This is a genomic window from Nocardia sp. NPDC005746 (assembly GCF_040630785.1).
Lineage (GTDB): Bacteria > Actinomycetota > Actinomycetes > Mycobacteriales > Mycobacteriaceae > Nocardia.
This window is the reverse complement of sequence record NZ_JBEXYE010000010.1, coordinates 61,612-76,244: the sequence shown is the minus strand read 5'-3', so window position 1 is coordinate 76,244 and position 14,633 is coordinate 61,612. Positions and strand designations below refer to the sequence as shown.

15 protein-coding genes are annotated in these 14,633 nt (G+C 69.7%); 9 read left to right on the top strand and 6 right to left on the bottom strand.

The features are described 5' to 3' along the window. The first annotated feature begins 7 nt into the window (after positions 1-7). The 4 genes from ABZ412_RS20110 (at position 8) to ABZ412_RS20095 (ending at position 3,641) form a co-directional block, all read left to right on the top strand. Positions 8-382 (top strand): DUF742 domain-containing protein, encoded by a 375-nt coding sequence (locus tag ABZ412_RS20110; protein WP_033085504.1) that lies wholly within the window; start codon positions 8-10, stop codon positions 380-382. Then, positions 363-965 (top strand): ATP/GTP-binding protein, encoded by a 603-nt coding sequence (locus ABZ412_RS20105; protein WP_174391578.1) that lies wholly within the window; start codon positions 363-365, stop codon positions 963-965. Before ABZ412_RS20110 ends, ABZ412_RS20105 begins: the two co-directional genes overlap by 20 nt. A gap of 148 nt (positions 966-1,113) precedes the next feature. Then, positions 1,114-2,664 (top strand): carboxyl transferase domain-containing protein, encoded by a 1,551-nt coding sequence (locus tag ABZ412_RS20100; protein ID WP_357282511.1) that lies wholly within the window; start codon positions 1,114-1,116, stop codon positions 2,662-2,664. 119 nt (positions 2,665-2,783) lie between these two features. Next, positions 2,784-3,641: an aldo/keto reductase gene (locus ABZ412_RS20095; protein WP_357282509.1), complete on the top strand. Its 858-nt coding sequence runs from the start codon at positions 2,784-2,786 to the stop codon at positions 3,639-3,641. Positions 3,642-3,645: 4 nt separating this feature from the next. Here the strand turns inward: ABZ412_RS20095 and ABZ412_RS20090 are convergent, their stop codons facing one another. Beyond that, positions 3,646-4,788, bottom strand: a complete 1,143-nt coding sequence (locus tag ABZ412_RS20090) for an NAD(P)-binding domain-containing protein (RefSeq protein ID WP_357282506.1) — start codon at positions 4,786-4,788, stop codon at positions 3,646-3,648. Between the two features lie 82 nt (positions 4,789-4,870). Between ABZ412_RS20090 and ABZ412_RS20085 the strand changes: the two genes are divergently transcribed. The 4 genes from ABZ412_RS20085 to ABZ412_RS20070 all read left to right on the top strand — a co-directional run bounded on the left by ABZ412_RS20085 (position 4,871) and on the right by ABZ412_RS20070 (position 9,553). Further along, a complete protein-coding gene (locus tag ABZ412_RS20085) occupies positions 4,871-5,596 on the top strand; it encodes an enoyl-CoA hydratase (protein ID WP_357282503.1) in 726 nt (241 codons plus the stop codon). Positions 5,597-5,637: 41 nt separating this feature from the next. Continuing rightward, positions 5,638-6,759 carry an MBL fold metallo-hydrolase gene (locus ABZ412_RS20080; protein ID WP_357282501.1) on the top strand — a complete coding sequence of 374 codons (1,122 nt, stop codon included), beginning with the start codon at positions 5,638-5,640 and terminating at the stop codon, positions 6,757-6,759. Positions 6,760-6,794: 35 nt separating this feature from the next. After that, positions 6,795-7,148: an antitoxin gene (locus ABZ412_RS20075; RefSeq protein ID WP_357282817.1), complete on the top strand. Its 354-nt coding sequence runs from the start codon at positions 6,795-6,797 to the stop codon at positions 7,146-7,148. Positions 7,149-7,279: 131 nt separating this feature from the next. Continuing rightward, complete coding sequence (locus ABZ412_RS20070) at positions 7,280-9,553, top strand: ATP-dependent DNA ligase (RefSeq protein ID WP_357282500.1); 2,274 nt, start codon at positions 7,280-7,282, stop codon at positions 9,551-9,553. Here the strand turns inward: ABZ412_RS20070 and ABZ412_RS20065 are convergent. Together ABZ412_RS20065 and ABZ412_RS20060 are read right to left on the bottom strand one after the other, a co-directional pair. Continuing rightward, complete coding sequence (locus ABZ412_RS20065; RefSeq protein WP_357282497.1) at positions 9,550-10,194, bottom strand: isochorismatase family cysteine hydrolase; 645 nt, start codon at positions 10,192-10,194, stop codon at positions 9,550-9,552. The two genes, ABZ412_RS20070 and ABZ412_RS20065, sit on opposite strands and share 4 nt — an antisense overlap. Positions 10,195-10,266: 72 nt before the next feature. Then, complete coding sequence (locus tag ABZ412_RS20060; protein ID WP_357282495.1) at positions 10,267-11,268, bottom strand: aldehyde reductase; 1,002 nt, start codon at positions 11,266-11,268, stop codon at positions 10,267-10,269. Positions 11,269-11,354: 86 nt separating this feature from the next. Between ABZ412_RS20060 and ABZ412_RS20055 the strand changes: the two genes are divergently transcribed. After that, positions 11,355-11,981, top strand: coding sequence for a TetR/AcrR family transcriptional regulator (locus ABZ412_RS20055; protein WP_357282494.1), 627 nt, complete (start codon positions 11,355-11,357; stop codon positions 11,979-11,981). Here ABZ412_RS20055 and ABZ412_RS20050 read toward each other — a convergent pair. The 3 genes from ABZ412_RS20050 to ABZ412_RS20040 all read right to left on the bottom strand — a co-directional run bounded on the left by ABZ412_RS20050 (position 11,956) and on the right by ABZ412_RS20040 (position 14,437). Beyond that, on the bottom strand, positions 11,956-13,263 hold the full coding sequence (locus tag ABZ412_RS20050; protein WP_357282492.1) for an RNA polymerase sigma factor: 1,308 nt from the start codon (positions 13,261-13,263) through the stop codon (positions 11,956-11,958). The genes ABZ412_RS20055 and ABZ412_RS20050 overlap by 26 nt on opposite strands. Before the next feature lie 11 nt (positions 13,264-13,274). Next, positions 13,275-13,694 (bottom strand): YciI family protein, encoded by a 420-nt coding sequence (locus ABZ412_RS20045; RefSeq protein WP_357282490.1) that lies wholly within the window; start codon positions 13,692-13,694, stop codon positions 13,275-13,277. 104 nt (positions 13,695-13,798) lie between these two features. Next, positions 13,799-14,437: a hypothetical protein gene (locus ABZ412_RS20040; protein WP_357282488.1), complete on the bottom strand. Its 639-nt coding sequence runs from the start codon at positions 14,435-14,437 to the stop codon at positions 13,799-13,801. Between the last annotated feature and the right edge of the window lie 196 nt (positions 14,438-14,633).

Sequence of the window (14,633 nt, the reverse complement as noted above, 5' to 3'; positions counted from 1 at the left end):
TGGCGGGATGGACATAGACAACGAACGCGTTGGGAGCGCCGAACCGAGCTTGGTTCGCCCCTATTCACTGACGGCCGGTCGCACCCGGCCGAAGGTGGAGCTCGCCTTGGAGGCGCTCGTCGCATCGCATCCGGTCGCCCTCGAGCGGCAGTTCGAACTCACCAACATCGAGACGTCAATTGTGGAGTTGTGCAGAGAATCGCCGTCGGTTGCCGAGGTGGCCGCGCGTCTGGGCATCCCGCTCGGGGTCGCGCGGGTGCTGGTCGCGGACCTCATCGATGCCGGCCATGTGCGGGTATCGGCGACTTTGAAAGACGATTCCAGCGACGATGAACGTCGCGAGCTGATCGAAAGGGTTCTCAGTGGACTCCGGCGTATTTGATTCGACGACACAGGTCGACACGCGCACCAGCAAGCCCACGTCGGCCAAGATCGTCGTGGCCGGTGGTTTCGGTGTCGGCAAGACCACCCTGGTCGGTGCCGTGTCGGAGATCGTTCCGCTGCGCACCGAGGCGTTGGTGACCAATGCCAGTGTCGGCGTGGACTCCCTGACCGGTGTCCCGTCGAAGGCCACCACCACGGTGGCCATGGACTTCGGCCGCATCAGCCTGGCCGACGACCTGGTGCTGTACCTGTTCGGTACGCCGGGCCAGTACCGCTTCTGGTTCATGTGGGACGACCTGATCAAGGGCGCCATCGGCGCGGTGGTGCTGGTCGATACCCGTCGGCTGGAGGACAGTTTCGCCGCCGTCGACTATTTCGAGGCGCGCAACCTACCCTTCCTGGTGGCCATCAACGAATTCGATGATGCGCCACGGTATCCGGTGGAGGACATCCGTCAGGCGCTGGCGGTGCCCGCGGACGTGCCGATCCTCTCGATCGACGCCCGTCGCCGGGAGCCGGTCAAGCAGGCTCTGGTCGCGGTGACCGAGTACGCCCTGCGCAAGGTCGTGCAGGGTTACTGAGCTGTGTTGAATTGCGGCGGCTCCGCCGCCGCGGTTCGCGGCCCTCGTCACCTCGGCCTTCCCTTCTCCGTTTCGCTCCCCGCTCCGTCAGTCCTGGCCGAGGCGGGCCGCGAACCGCGGGTGAGCCGTTTGTAGCTACTCTCATGCCATGACAGTCTCGGCGGCGGAGTTGCTGGGCGAGTTGCTGGATCCCGGTTCCTTCGTGAGCTGGGATCGGCCACCGGTGCCGGTGGCGGCGTCGCCGGGGTATCGCGAGGATTTGCTGGCTGCCGCGGCAACGGCGGGCACCGATGAAGCGGTGCTCACCGGGGAGGGGTTGCTGCGCGGACGGCGCGTTGCCGTGATCGCGTGCGAGTTCGCGTTTCTCGCGGGGTCGATCGGGGTGGCCGCCGCCGAGCGGATCGTGTCCGCGGTGGAGCGCGCCACCGAGCTGGGCTTGCCGCTGCTCGCCTCACCGACCTCCGGCGGGACCCGAATGCAGGAGGGCACAGTCGCTTTCGTGCAGATGGTGAAGGTGGCGGGGGCGCTGGCCGCGCACAAGGCGGCGGGGCATCCGTATCTGGTGTATCTGCGCGATCCGACCATGGGCGGGGTGTTCGCGTCGTGGGGGTCGTTGGGGCACATGACATTCGCCGAACCGGGTGCGCTGGTCGGCTTCCTGGGGCCGCGGGTCTACCGGGCGCTGTACGGGAAGAAGTTCCCGGAGGGCGTGCAAACGGCCGAAAACCTTTACCGCAACGGCGTTATCGACGGTGTCGTGCCGGTGTCGATATTCCGCCGCATCGTGCATCGGGCGCTCACGGTGTTGTGCGACGGTCCCGCCCCGCTGCCCGAAAAGGCGGGTGACGCAATGCCACCCGCGCTCGGGTCGGGTTCGTTCCTGGCGGGTCCGCAGGAGCGCGGCGGTGTCGCGGTGCTCGACACGGCGGAGGTGCACGCCTGGCAGACGGTGCTGATCTCCCGGCGCGGGGATCGTCCGGGCATCCGTGAGCTGCTGCGCCACGTGACCGACCGGGTTCCGTTGTCCGGCACCGGACAAGGCGAGCTGGACCGCACGGTGGTGCACGCCCTGGCCCGGTTCCGGGGTCAACCCTGCATCGTGTTCGGCCACGACCGCGCGGGTCAGTCGCCGGAGCACACCATGGGTCCGGCGGCGTTGCGGGAGGCGCGGCGCAGCATGCATCTGGCCGCCGAGCTGCGCGTCCCGCTGGTCCTGGTGATCGATACCGCGGGTGCGTCGCTGTCCCGGGAGGCGGAGGAACGCGGCCTGGCCCCCGAGATCGCCCGCTGCATCGCCGATCTCGTCACCCTGGACACCCCGACCGTCTCGGTGCTGCTCGGGCAGGGCACGGGCGGCGGCGCACTGGCCCTCTTGCCCGCCGATCGGGTGCTGGCCGCCGCGAATGGCTGGCTGGCCCCCTTGCCGCCGGAGGGTGCGAGCGAGATCGTCTACCGCGACACCTGGCATGCCCCGGAACTGGCTGCCGCCCAGCGGATTCGGGCGGTCGACCTGCGCGAGGACGGTATCGTGGACCGGATCGTGCACGAGTATCCGGACGCCGCGGAGGAGCCCGCGGATTTCGCGCTGCGCATGGTGGAGGCGATCGCGGGCGAACTGGCCGGTCTGACGGCTCGCTCCCCGGCGGAGCTGCTCGCCGCCCGGCATCTGCGCTATCGGCGGCTCGGCTTGCAAACGTAGTGCTCATCACGTCGAACCTGCGCGAAGCTGTCTATTTGCTCCCGTGGGGGCTCGACACGCAGATTTCGGTATAGAGCACTCGGTTGACGCCATGGACCTGCGCTTCTAACTTCGACATGGTGACGTACCGGTTCGAGGCCAGCGACATTCCAGCGATCGTGCTCAGTGACGGCCAGGTGATGCCCAAACTGGGGTTCGGCGTCTACAAGGTCAATGGCGACGACGGGGTCGGCGCCATCACCAAAGCCCTCGAACTCGGGTACCGCAGTCTCGACACCGCGGCCTTCTACGGCAACGAGGAGGAAGTGGGCCGTGCCGTCCGCGAGTCCGGTCTGCCGCGTGACGAGGTGTTCGTCGCCACCAAGCTGTGGAACGCCGACCACGGCTACGACGCCACCCTGCGCGCCGTCGACGCCAGCGCCGAGCGGCTGGGCCTGGACGCCATCGACCTGTTCCTCATCCATTGGCCGGTGCCGTCCGCCGACCTCTACGTCGACACCTTCCGGGCCTTGCAGGCACTCAAGCGGCAGGGCCGCATCGTCTCCATCGGCGTCTCCAATTTCACCCGGGCGCACCTGGAGCGGGTGATGGCCGAGACCGGTGAGGTGCCCGCCATCAATCAGGTTGAGCTGCACCCGTATTACGCCCAGTCGGAGCTACGCGCCTTCCATGCCGCGCACGGCATCGTGACCGAGGCGTGGAGTCCGCTGGGCCGCGGCGCGGAGTTCAACGATTCGGTGATCATCGCCCTCGCCGACAAGCTGGGCCGCACGCCGGCGCAGATCATCCTGCGCTGGCACATGCAGCTGGGGAACGTGGCCATCCCGAAGTCCAACACCCCGTCGCGGATGGCGGAGAACCTGGCCATCTTCGATTTCGAGCTGACCGGCCGGGAGATGACCCAGATCGCCGGTCTGGACAAGGGTGCGCGGCAGGGCGGCGACCCGGACCTCTTCGATATGGACGCGCCCGCCTGACGCCTCAGTTCTCCGGGTCGCCGTTCCGGTGGGTTGGAAGGCCCAGGTACGAGGTCAGCTCGACGGCCGCCGCCCGGCCCGCGCGGTTCGCGCCGATGGTGCTGGCCGACGGCCCGTAGCCGATCAGGTGGATGCGCGGATCGGCTTCGACCCGGGTGGCGAGGCGACCGCCCATGGTGATGCCGCCGCCGGGCCCGCGCAGTCGCAGCGGGGCCAGATGGTCGAGGGCGCTGCGGAATCCGGTGGCCCACAGGATGACGTCGGCGCGCTGGAAGGCGCCGTCGGCCCAGCGGATTCCGTCGGGTTCGATGTGGTCGAACAGCGGTCGCCGTTCCAATGCCCCGCGGGCGCGCATGGCCCGCACCCGCGCGTCCTCGGGCAGCCCGGTCACCGACACCACCGATCCGGGTGGAAGTCCGCGCCGGACACGGTCTTCCACCATGGCCACCGCGGCGCGCCCGTCCTCGGGCGCGAATTGCCCGGAGCGGAAGACGGGTTCGCGGCGGGTCACCCACGTGGTGCCGGTGACCTGCGAGATCTCGTCCAGCAGTTGGACGGCGGTGATTCCGCCGCCGACCACCACGACCTGCTTGCCCTCGAATTCCGTTGCGGCGCGGTAGTCGTGGGCGTGCAGCTGGCGGCCGGCGAAGGTCTCCGCGCCCCGGTAGTAGGGGATGAACGGCTTGTCCCAGGTGCCGGTGGCATTGACCAGTCCGCGTGCGCGCACCGTCGCGCCGGGCTTCAGTTCGGCGTGCAGCAGCCCGTCGACCTCCTGGTTCGGGCAGGTGGCGGCGGTGGCGCGGTCGCACACCACGGTCACCGAGATGGGCCGGTGCACGCGCAGGTCGAAGCGCTTCTCGTACAGCTCGAAGTAGTGCGGCACGGCGGTGGCGGCCTGCGCGTTGTCCGATCCGGCGGGCAGGGTCTCCTGGAACGACATGCCGGGCAGGTCGTGCACCCGGTTGACGGTGCTCAATGTCAGTGACGGCCACCGGAATTGCCATGCCCCGCCCGCGCCGGGGGAGTGGTCGACGATCAGGAAGTCCTGTTCGGGTCGCAGCCCGAGCCGCCTGAGGTGGTAGCCGACCGACAATCCTGCCTGTCCCGCGCCGATTACGAGGATGTCGACATCGGGTGTTGCGGTCACAGACCCGACGGTACGCCCACCTACAGTGAAGGCAGATCAATGGGTAGGCAGCCCGATGAGTTGGACAGTGGGGAAGGGACAGATGCTCGGAGTCAGCCGCGATGGCGAGGTCGTGACCATCGAACTGCAGCGTCCGGATCGCCGGAACGCCCTGAACGAGGAGCTCATCGGCCGCCTGCGCGCGGCCCTCGAGGAGGCCGCGGCCTCGGCGCGGGTGATCGTGCTGACCGGTCAGGGGCCGATCTTCAGTGCGGGCGCGGATCTGGACGGGGTGTATTCGGGCAGCTTCCTGACCGGTCTGCTGGCCATGCTGCGCACCATCGAGACCATTCCGGTGCCGGTGATCGCGGCGATCAACGGGGGCGCGCTGGGTGCGGGCGTGCAACTGGCCCTGGCCTCGGACCTGCGCGTGATGTCGCCGGATTCGTTCATCGCGGTCCCGGCCGCGAAACTCGGTATCTCCGTTGACCGTTGGACCGTGCGACGGCTGTCGTCGCTGATCGGCGCCGGTCCGGCGCGCACGATTCTGCTGGGCGCCGAGCGGGTCCCCGCCGCGGACGCCTACAACTTCGGCTTCGCCAACAAGATCGGGACCCTGGCCGACGCGCAGGCCTGGGCCAAGCAGATCGCCGAACTCGCGCCGCTGTCGCTGCGGCATCTGAAGCTGGTCTTCAATGACGATGACACTCGCGGCCCCGACACCGCCGCGCAGAGCGCCGCTCTGGAGGCCGCCTGGCAGAGCGCCGACGCACAGGAGGCGCGCGCGGCTCGCCAGGAGAAGCGGTCGGCGAAGTTCGAGGGCCGATGAACGGGCGGCGCGCGCGCGAGAATGCGCGGAGACTGGTGGGTATGGCAGCGGGCGCTTTCGGTCTTTCCTGGGTGTTTCGGGCGGCATGGGGGATTCCCTCGGCCATGGGTGCGTCGATCTCGGCGATCGCGCCGACCGCGCGCGGGGCGACCTCCTATCGCAATCGGCAGTTCCACAACACCGAACCGAGCAGTCAGCTCAGCGGTTCCCCGCTGGAGCTGCTCTACCAGCTGGCCACCCAGCGCAATAACGGCCGCCCGTCCGGGACCATCCCGCTGGTGACGCCGGAACTGCCGGAGCAGGCCGGGGAATTGGCGGTGACCTGGTACGGGCACGCCACCTGCCTGGTCGAGGTGGACGGCTACCGGGTGCTGACCGATCCGGTGTGGAGCGAGCGGGTGTCGCCGTCGCCGCTGGTGGGCCCGGCCCGCCTGCATCCGGTGCCGTCGCCGTTGTCGGCGCTGCCGCCGCTGGACGCGGTGCTCATCTCCCACGACCACTACGACCACCTGGATCGCGACACCGTGTCCGGGCTGGTGGACGGCCAGGACTGCGTGTTCATCGTGCCCGTCGGCATCGGCGCGCACCTGCGGCACTGGTCGGTGCCGGAGCACCGCATCGTCGAATTGGATTGGGCCGCCTCGGTTTCGCTGTCGGAGCTGCGGCGCGACCACGGTGACGGCACGGACCTGCTGATCACCTGTTCGGAGGCGCGGCATTTCTCGGGTCGCGGCCTGGTGCGCAACACCACGCTGTGGGCGTCGTGGTCCATCGCGGGCCCGACCCGGCGGGTCTATTTCGGTGGCGACACCGGCTACACGAAAGCGTTCGCGGAGGCGGGCGCGCGCCTGGGCCCGTTCGACCTGACCCTGCTGCCCATCGGCGCCTACGACCGGCACTGGCCGGACGTGCACATGAACCCGGAGGAGGCGGTCCGCGCCCACGCCGACCTGTGTGTCGGCGACGCGGGCTTCGGGGTGCTGGTGCCGATTCACTGGGCCACCTTCAATCTGGCCTTCCACGGCTGGTCGGAGCCGGTGCGGCGACTGGTCGAGGCGGCGGAGGCGGCCGGGACAGGCATTGCCGTGCCGAAGCCCGGTCAGCGGATCGACCCGATTGGCGTCCCACCACGGGATTCGTGGTGGGAAGATGTTCGCCAATGACGGACCGAGGGTGAAGGAGCAGGGCTGTGAGTCTCATGGACACGCTCAAGGGCTTGGTCGGCAAGGGCAAAGAGATGGCGGCCCAGAACGCCGAGAAGGTTGAGCACGCGGTCGAGAAGGCCGGCCATGTGATCGACGAGAAGACCGGGGGGAAGTTCTCCTCCCAGATCGACAAGGGTACGGAAGCGGTCAAATCGGCGCTCGGGACCGACGCGGCCGCCGCGGGCGTGGCGGAGGCCCCCGCGGCGGAGGCCCCTGCGGCGGAGGCCCCTGCGGCGGAGGCCCCTGCGGCGGAGGCGGCCGCGGAGCCCGCACCCGCCGAGGCGGCGGTCGAACCCGAGCCCGCCCCGGCTCCGGAAGCCCCGGAAGGCGAACAGCCTCCGGCGTAGTCTTACCGGTCATCCGCGGGCCGTTCGGGAGTGGTGGGGAAGCTCCGCCGCTTGACCCGAACGGCCCGTTGGCTTTTCACGGGCCTTCCGGGTTGCCGGTTTTCGGCGGGTCCCGGCTCTAAACTGCTGTCATGGGGTCCCGCAGGGATTTCGGGGGCATCGAGGTTGGGCTGACCAACCTCGACAAGGTGCTGTACCCGGCCACCGGGACCACCAAGGGCGAGGTCATCGACTATTTCACCGCCATCGCCCCGGCCCTGCTGCCGCATATCGCGGAGCGGCCGGTGACGCGCAAGCGCTGGCCGAACGGCGTGGACGAGCAGTCGTTCTTCGAGAAGAATCTGGCCGAGCACGCGCCGAAGTGGTTGGAGCGACGCACCGTTCAGCACTCCGACCGGCCGGTCACGTATCCGCTCATCGACACGGTCGCGGGCATGGCCTGGCTCGGGCAGCAGGCCGCCCTGGAATTGCATGTGCCGCAATGGTGTTTCGACGGCCCCGAGGTCGGTGACATCACCCGGCTGGTCTTCGACCTGGACCCCGGGCCGGGCGCCGGGCTGGCGCAATGTGCCGAGGTCGCGCTCATTCTCCGTGATGTGGTCCGTGAGGTGGGCCTCCAGGCGTACCCGGTCACCAGCGGCTCCAAGGGAATTCACATCTACGTCCCGCTGGACCGCAGGCTCGGCCCGAACGGGGCCTCGGCCGTGGCCAAGCAGGTCGCCACCAACCTGCAGCAGCTGCGCCCCGAACTGGTCACGGCCACCATGGCCAAGTCGGCGCGCGAAGGCAAGGTGTTCCTGGACTGGAGCCAGAACAATCCGGCCAAGACCACCATCGCGCCGTACTCGCTGCGCGGCCGCGCCCAGCCGTGGGTGGCCGCGCCCCGATCCTGGGCGGAGATCGAGAAGCCGAAGAAACTGCGGCACTTGACCTTCGACGAGGTCCTGCGCCGCTTCGAGGACCGGGGCGACCTGCTGGACGGACTCGACGAAGCGGTGCCGCGACCGGATCGGCTCGACACCTATCGATCCATGCGCGACCCGGGCCGCACCCCCGAACCGGTGCCCCCGGGCCCGCCCGCGGACGGGCCGGGCGATCGTTTCGTCGTGCAGGAGCATCATGCCCGCCGCCTGCACTGGGACGTCCGGCTGGAACGCGACGGCGTGCTCGCCTCCTGGGCCGTGCCCAAGGGCCCGCCCACCGATACCGGCGAGAACCGGCTGGCCGTGCACACCGAGGACCACCCCATCGAGTACCTCACCTTCCACGGGACCATCCCGCGGGGCGAGTACGGCGGCGGCGAGATGACCATCTGGGACTCGGGCACCTACGAGACCGAGAAGTGGCGTGACGACGAGGTCATCGTGTGGCTGCGCGGGCAGCGGCTGACCGGGCGGTACGCGCTCATCCAGACCAATGGCAACCAGTGGCTCATGCATCTGATGAAGGATCAGACGCCGCCGGGAGGCACGGGGAAGGAAGGCACGGGGGCGCGGGCGCCGTCGACCCCGCGGACGCCCGTGCCCATGCCGCGCGGCGTCATGCCGATGCTCGCCACCGCCGGTGACGTGACCACGCTCGACGCGAAACAGTGGGCGTTCGAGACCAAATGGGACGGGTTCCGGCTGATCGCCGAGATCGAGGACGGAACCGTGACCCTGCACAGCCGCGTCGGGCACATCGTCACCGGGAAATACCCCGGCCTGGCCGTGCTCGGCGAGGAACTGTCCGGCCACTCCGCGGTGCTCGACGGCGAGGCGGTGGTCTTCGACGATCACGGCGGCGCGAATCTCGGCCTGCTGCGCGCGGATTCGGGCCGCGCGGTCTTCCTGGCCTTCGATCTGCTGTACCTGGACGGCACCTCGCTGATCCGCAAACGCTACGACGATCGGCGGCGAGTGCTGGAAGCCCTTGCCGGGCAGGCGCGTTCGCTGATCGTGCCGGCGCAGTTGCGGGGGTCCGGCGCGGACGCGTTGCGTGACAGCCAGGAGCACGGCATGGAGGGCGTGGTCGCCAAGCGGCGCGACTCGGTCTACCTCCCGGGCCGCCGCGGTCGGTCCTGGATCAAGACCCGCAATTGGCGGACGCTGTCCGTGGTGATCGGCGGCTACCGGCGTTCGGCGGCGCGGCAGTTCGCGTCCCTGCTGGTCGGCGTCCCGCATCAGGGCGAGTTGTACTACCTGGGCCGTGTCGGCACCGGTTTCGGCGAGCAGGAGATGAGCGATCTCGCCGACCGCCTGCGCCGGCTGGAACGCAAGACCAGCCCGTTCGACAACGAGCTCACCGCCGACGAGCGCCGCGACGCGGTCTGGGTGACGCCGAAGCTCACGGGCGTGGTCCGCTTCCAGAACTGGACCGAGACCGGACGCCTGTGGCACCCGGCCTGGATCCCCGGCTCGGACTAGCTCGACTTCTCCAGCAACGGAATCAGGCTGTCGGAGTCGGTGACGATGGCGTGCCCCTGGAATTCGAAGTCCTCCCAGGCGCGCTGCTTGCCGGGCTCGTCGCGCCCGCCGACCCCGTCGCGGACGACGACCGGCACGAAGCCCAGATCGGTGGAGTGGCACACCGTCGGCGCGATCCCGATCTCCAGCGCGACGCCGACGATGGCGTAGGCCCCGATCCCGAGGTCACGCAGCGTCGAGGCGAGCGGGGTGCCCTCGAACGCCGACATCGACGTCTTGTCGAAGACGACCTCGCCGTCCCGCGGCTGCAGTTCCGGCACCAGCTGGAAGCCCGGGGTGTCGCGCTGCAGGATCGGGACCACCTCGTCGATGGAGTCCTTGCCCTGCCAGGTCATCGCCATCCGCATGGCGAAACTGCCCATGAGCCGCTTGGGCAGGAAGAAGTGCCGCAGGAAGATGACCGGGTAGCCGCCGCGCCGCGCGGCCTCGACCACGCGCACGACGCGCTCGGTGATCGCCGGGCCGTCCTCGAGCTGGCCCAGCACTCCGGCCTGCATGTCGTAGACAATGATCGCCATCTTGTCCGGTGCGCACACATCCTCGAGCGTCTCCGGAATCTCCACACCGTTGCCGCGCCGCATAAGCCCTCCGCAATCGCTTTCCGCCCCACCCTCTTTCGTCACCCTACGCCTGTGCGGAACGGCGCCGGACGCTCAGGCGGCCGCGGCCCGGGCGGGCTTGGGCGCGGGGACGAGCCCGAACCGGACCAGGCTGTCGGCGGTGTCCAGCAAGGAGTCGGCGACCGGGCGCATGGTCCAGTTCAGTTCGCGGCGGGCCTTGTCCGCGCTGACGGTCTCCTTGCGGCCGAGGTAGCGGACGGCGGTGCGGGCGTCGGCGTTGAAGGCCGCGCTCAGCCGGACCAGCCAGTCGGGCAGGGCGCGGGTGGGGACCTGGTAGCGGCTCGCGAGCAGGCGGGCCATCTCGGGGAAGGAGATGCTGTCGCCCGCGCAGATGTACCGGTTGCCCGCGGCGCCGGGGGTTTCCATGGCGAGGCGGTGGGCGACGGCGAGGTCGCGCACGTCGACGGTGGCGAAGTTGAGGCGCGGCACGCCGGGCATGCCCCCGGCGAGCAGGGCGCGGATGCCGTCCACGGAGGTGCCGGCTTCGGCGCGCAGCACGGGCCCGATGATCATGCCCGGATTGATCACGGCCAGTTCGAGTTCCGGGTGTTCGGCCGCGAAATCCCAGGCGGCGCGCTCGGCCAGGGTCTTGCTCTTCGGGTAGGCCTCGCAGGCCGCGAGATCGGACCAGTCGGCCTCGGTGAGCAGGCGCCCCTCGTGCCCGGCCTGGATGGCGGCGATCGAGGAGGTGACCACGACGCGTTCGACGCCACCGGCGGCGGCCGCGCGCAGCACTCGCAGGGTGCCGTCGACGGCCGGGCGGATCAGGTCGTCCTCGTGCTCGGGCGCGTCCGATGGGAAGGGCGACGCGGTGTGCAGCACGTATCGGCAGCCCGCGACGGCCTCCGCCCAGCCCGCGTCCGCGCCGAGATCGGCTTCGACCAGTTCGATGCCGGGCAGCAGCGCGGCCACGTCGGCGGCGCGGGCGGCCGAGCGGACCGTGCCGCGCACTCGATAGCCCTGGCCGAGCAATTCCTGGATGACGTGCCCCGCGACATACCCCGAAGCACCGGTGACGAGAACGAGATCGGACATCGCCGACTCCAATCTGAGCAGTGTTTAGAATCTAAACAATGTATAGATTGCGAGCCCGCGCGCCGTCAACCCCTTACGCTCATGCCATGCCGCCGACCAAGGACCGCTATCACCACGGAGACCTCCGCGAGGAACTACTGCGCGCCTCCCTGGAACTGATCGAGTCCGAGGGCCTGGCCGCCGTCAGCCTGCGAAAAGTCGCCCGCACCGCCGGCGTCAGCCCCGGCGCCCCCTATCACCACTTCGCCGACCGCGCCGCCCTGATGTCCGCCCTCGCCGCCCGCGGCTTCGAAATCCTCGGCGCGACAATGACATCCGCCCGGAACGCCGCCCCCGACCCGCGCGCCGCCCTGATCGCCATGGCCAACCGCTACGTCGAGTTCGCCCGCGACCACGCCGCCTACTTCCGCATCATGTTCCGTCCCGAACTCTCCCAACCCGAGAAACACCCCGATACCGAGGCCGCCGGCGACGCCGCCTTCGCCGTCCTGGAATCCGCGGTCGCCGACGCCGTCGCCTCCGGCTTCCTCCCCGCCGCCGACGCCGAAACCATGGCCCTGGCCTGGTGGTCCCTCGCCCACGGCATGGCCTCCCTCACCGTCGACGGCAAATTCGACCTCCGCGCCACCCAATCCGGCACCACCCCGGAAGCCTTGACCGACCGCATCACCCGCATCTTCGCCGACCTCATCGATCGGGGGCGCGAGGGCTGAGCCGATTCACCTCGGCCAGTTTGTCTTCGAGCAGGGCGCGCTCGCTGTCGTTGCCGCACAGCGCGATCGCCCGCTCGAATTCGGCGCGGGCCTCCGCGCGCCGACCCAACTTCGCGAGCAGTTCACCGCGGACCGTCGGCAGCAGACGCGAATCGGCCAGTGCCGCCGAGGCCTCGAGCTCGTCGACGATCGCGAGGGCCGCCGCCGGTCCGTACGCCATGCAGACCGCGACCGCGCGATTGAGCTCCACGACCGGGGAGGGAGCGAGCCTGCCCAGCGCTTCGTAGAGCAGCACGATGCGATCCCAGTCGGTGCTGTCGACGGAGGTGGCGACGGCATGACATTCGGCGATCGCGGCCTGCAGACCGTAGGCGCCGAGCCCTCGCCCGATGGCGGCGGCGTGGTCCAGGGCGGCTCGGCCCCGGCGAATCGCCGACCGATCCCAGCGCATTCGATTCTGCTGGTCCAGCGGGACCGGCCGCCCGTCGGCCGCGGTGCGGCCGGGGAACCGCGCGGCGGTCAGCTCGAACAACGCCAGCAGGCCGTGGACCTCGGGCTCGGTGGGGACGAGGCGGGCCAGTACGCGGCCCAGGCGCTGGGCCTCGGCCGCGAGGTCCAGGCGGATGAGGTCGGTACCCGAGGTGGCGGACGAGCCCTCCGTGAAGATCACGTAGACGACATTGAGGACCGAACCCAGCCGGGCGGCGCGCTCGTCGGCGGGCGGCACCGCGAACGGAATTCGCGCCGCCGCGAGGGTCTTCTTGGCCCGGGTGATCCGCGCCTGGACGGTGGCCGTCGGAATCAGGAAGGCCTTGGCGATCTCGTCGCTGGACAGGCCGCCGACCACCCGCAGGGTCAGCGCGACCCGTGCCTCCCGGGACAGGATCGGGTGACAGGACACGAACATGAGCGCGAGCACATCGTCGTCGAGCTGATCCGGATCCCACAGCTGTTCCGTTCCGCGCACTTCCGGCGCGGGTCCGCCCGTGGCCGCTCCGCCCTCGCCCAGTTCGCGGGCGAGGGCGGCGTACCGGTCGTCGCGGAGGGCGCGGCGGCGGAAGGCGTCGACCGCGCGCCGCCGCCCGACGGTGAGCAGCCAGCCGGCGGGATTGCGCGGTACCCCATCCCGCGGCCAGGTCACCAGCGCTTCGGCCAGCGCCTCCTGGGCGAGGTCCTCGGCAAGCGCGAAATCACCGGTATAGCGCGCCAATGCGCCGACGATGCGCGCCGATTCGATGCGCCACACCGCGGCGACGGCGGCCCGTCCGCCCGCATCGGTCATCGCTCAGCGGCTCACAGTTGCCCGGTGGCCTCGCGCCACGCGCGTTCCTTGGCGATCCACTCGTTGTCCTGTGGAAACTCGTCGATGGTGGTGACGCGCCGGATCTCGGTCTTGAAACCCGCGCCCAGCGACGGGGCCCGCTTGGCCCATTCGACGGCTTCCTCCCTGGAGGCGACATTCAGGATGTAGAAGCCGCCGAACAGCTCCTTGGTCTCGCCGTACGGCCCGTCCGTGACGAGCGGCGGCTCGGACGAGAAGTCCACCACGACACCCTCTTCGGCACTGTCGAGGCCCTCCGCCGCCAGCAGCACCCCGGCCCGGATGAGCTCGTCGTTGTAGCGTCCGACGGATTCGATCATCTTCTCGAAGTCGGCCTCGGCCATCGCCGCGTTGCCCTCGTCGGTGGCGCGCCAGATCAGCATGTACTTCACGATGGTCCTCCTTGTCGCGGGTCGCTTTCGACCCTCTCATGACAAGGTCGAACGGCAACCCCGCCGGATCGACACGGTGCGAGGAAAAGTTCGCGCCGTCGTGGTCAGGCAGCCATCGATTCCGCCGCCGAGGTGGGTGCGGCAGCGGGTTCCTGCTCGTGGAAGCCGGGCAGATGGCGATCCACGAACGGGATCATGAGCTGGATCAGGGGGCCGATGCCGAAGGCGTAGACCACGGTGCCGACGCCGACGCTGCCGCCGAGGACCCACCCTACGGACAACACGGTCGCCTCCAGGCCTGTCCGCACCAGCCATACCGGTCGGCCTGTGCGGCGGACCAGGCCAGTCATCAGGCCATCGCGGGGGCCCGGGCCCATGCCCGCGCCGATGTAGAGGACCGTGGCGATCGCATTGAGGACGACGGCTGCGGCCATGGCGGCGAACCGGATCGGGAGGCCGTGGAGTTCGGGCAGGAGCCAGAGGCCGGCGTCCACCGAGATGCCGATGACCACGACATTGCTGACCGTGCCCAGACCCGGCCACTGGCGCAAGGGAATCCACGCCAGGAGGACGGCCGCGCCGGTGATCGCGACCACGGTGCCGAAGCTCAGGGGAACGTGGTCGGCTACGCCCTGGTGGAAGACGTCCCACGGGTCCAGTCCGAGGGCGGCGCGGATCATGACGGCCATGGAGAGGCCGTAGAGCCAGAGTCCGATGTAGAGGGCGAGGAGACGACGCGGCATTGGTCGAGCATGGCGGCAACTGGCATGCAAATGATAGAGCCAGTTATAAAGAGCTGGACTTCTTGCTGGATATATCTTTTCGTGTGAGAAACCGCGCAACGCCGTAGTTACGGCGCGCGGAACGCCATTGACCGGGTCGGACGGCGGCAGTACCTTTTGGGTCTCCGATGCGCTGGAGTCATCAGGCGAACAGCAG

Bases quoted from the DNA above. Each gene is read 5' to 3' on its own strand.
- ABZ412_RS20110 (WP_033085504.1), top strand. From the start codon at position 8: ATGGACATAGACAACGAACGCGTTGGGAGCGCCGAACCGAGCTTGGTT.
- ABZ412_RS20100 (WP_357282511.1), top strand. From the start codon at position 1,114: ATGACAGTCTCGGCGGCGGAGTTGCTGGGCGAGTTGCTGGATCCCGGT.
- ABZ412_RS20085 (WP_357282503.1), top strand. From the start codon at position 4,871: ATGCTCGGAGTCAGCCGCGATGGCGAGGTCGTGACCATCGAACTGCAG.
- ABZ412_RS20080 (WP_357282501.1), top strand. From the start codon at position 5,638: ATGGCAGCGGGCGCTTTCGGTCTTTCCTGGGTGTTTCGGGCGGCATGG.
- ABZ412_RS20075 (WP_357282817.1), top strand. From the start codon at position 6,795: ATGGACACGCTCAAGGGCTTGGTCGGCAAGGGCAAAGAGATGGCGGCC.
- ABZ412_RS20070 (WP_357282500.1), top strand. From the start codon at position 7,280: ATGGGGTCCCGCAGGGATTTCGGGGGCATCGAGGTTGGGCTGACCAAC.
- ABZ412_RS20065 (WP_357282497.1), bottom strand. From the start codon at position 10,194: ATGCGGCGCGGCAACGGTGTGGAGATTCCGGAGACGCTCGAGGATGTG.
- ABZ412_RS20060 (WP_357282495.1), bottom strand. From the start codon at position 11,268: ATGTCCGATCTCGTTCTCGTCACCGGTGCTTCGGGGTATGTCGCGGGG.
- ABZ412_RS20055 (WP_357282494.1), top strand. From the start codon at position 11,355: ATGCCGCCGACCAAGGACCGCTATCACCACGGAGACCTCCGCGAGGAA.
- ABZ412_RS20050 (WP_357282492.1), bottom strand. From the start codon at position 13,263: ATGACCGATGCGGGCGGACGGGCCGCCGTCGCCGCGGTGTGGCGCATC.
- ABZ412_RS20040 (WP_357282488.1), bottom strand. From the start codon at position 14,437: ATGCCGCGTCGTCTCCTCGCCCTCTACATCGGACTCTGGCTCTACGGC.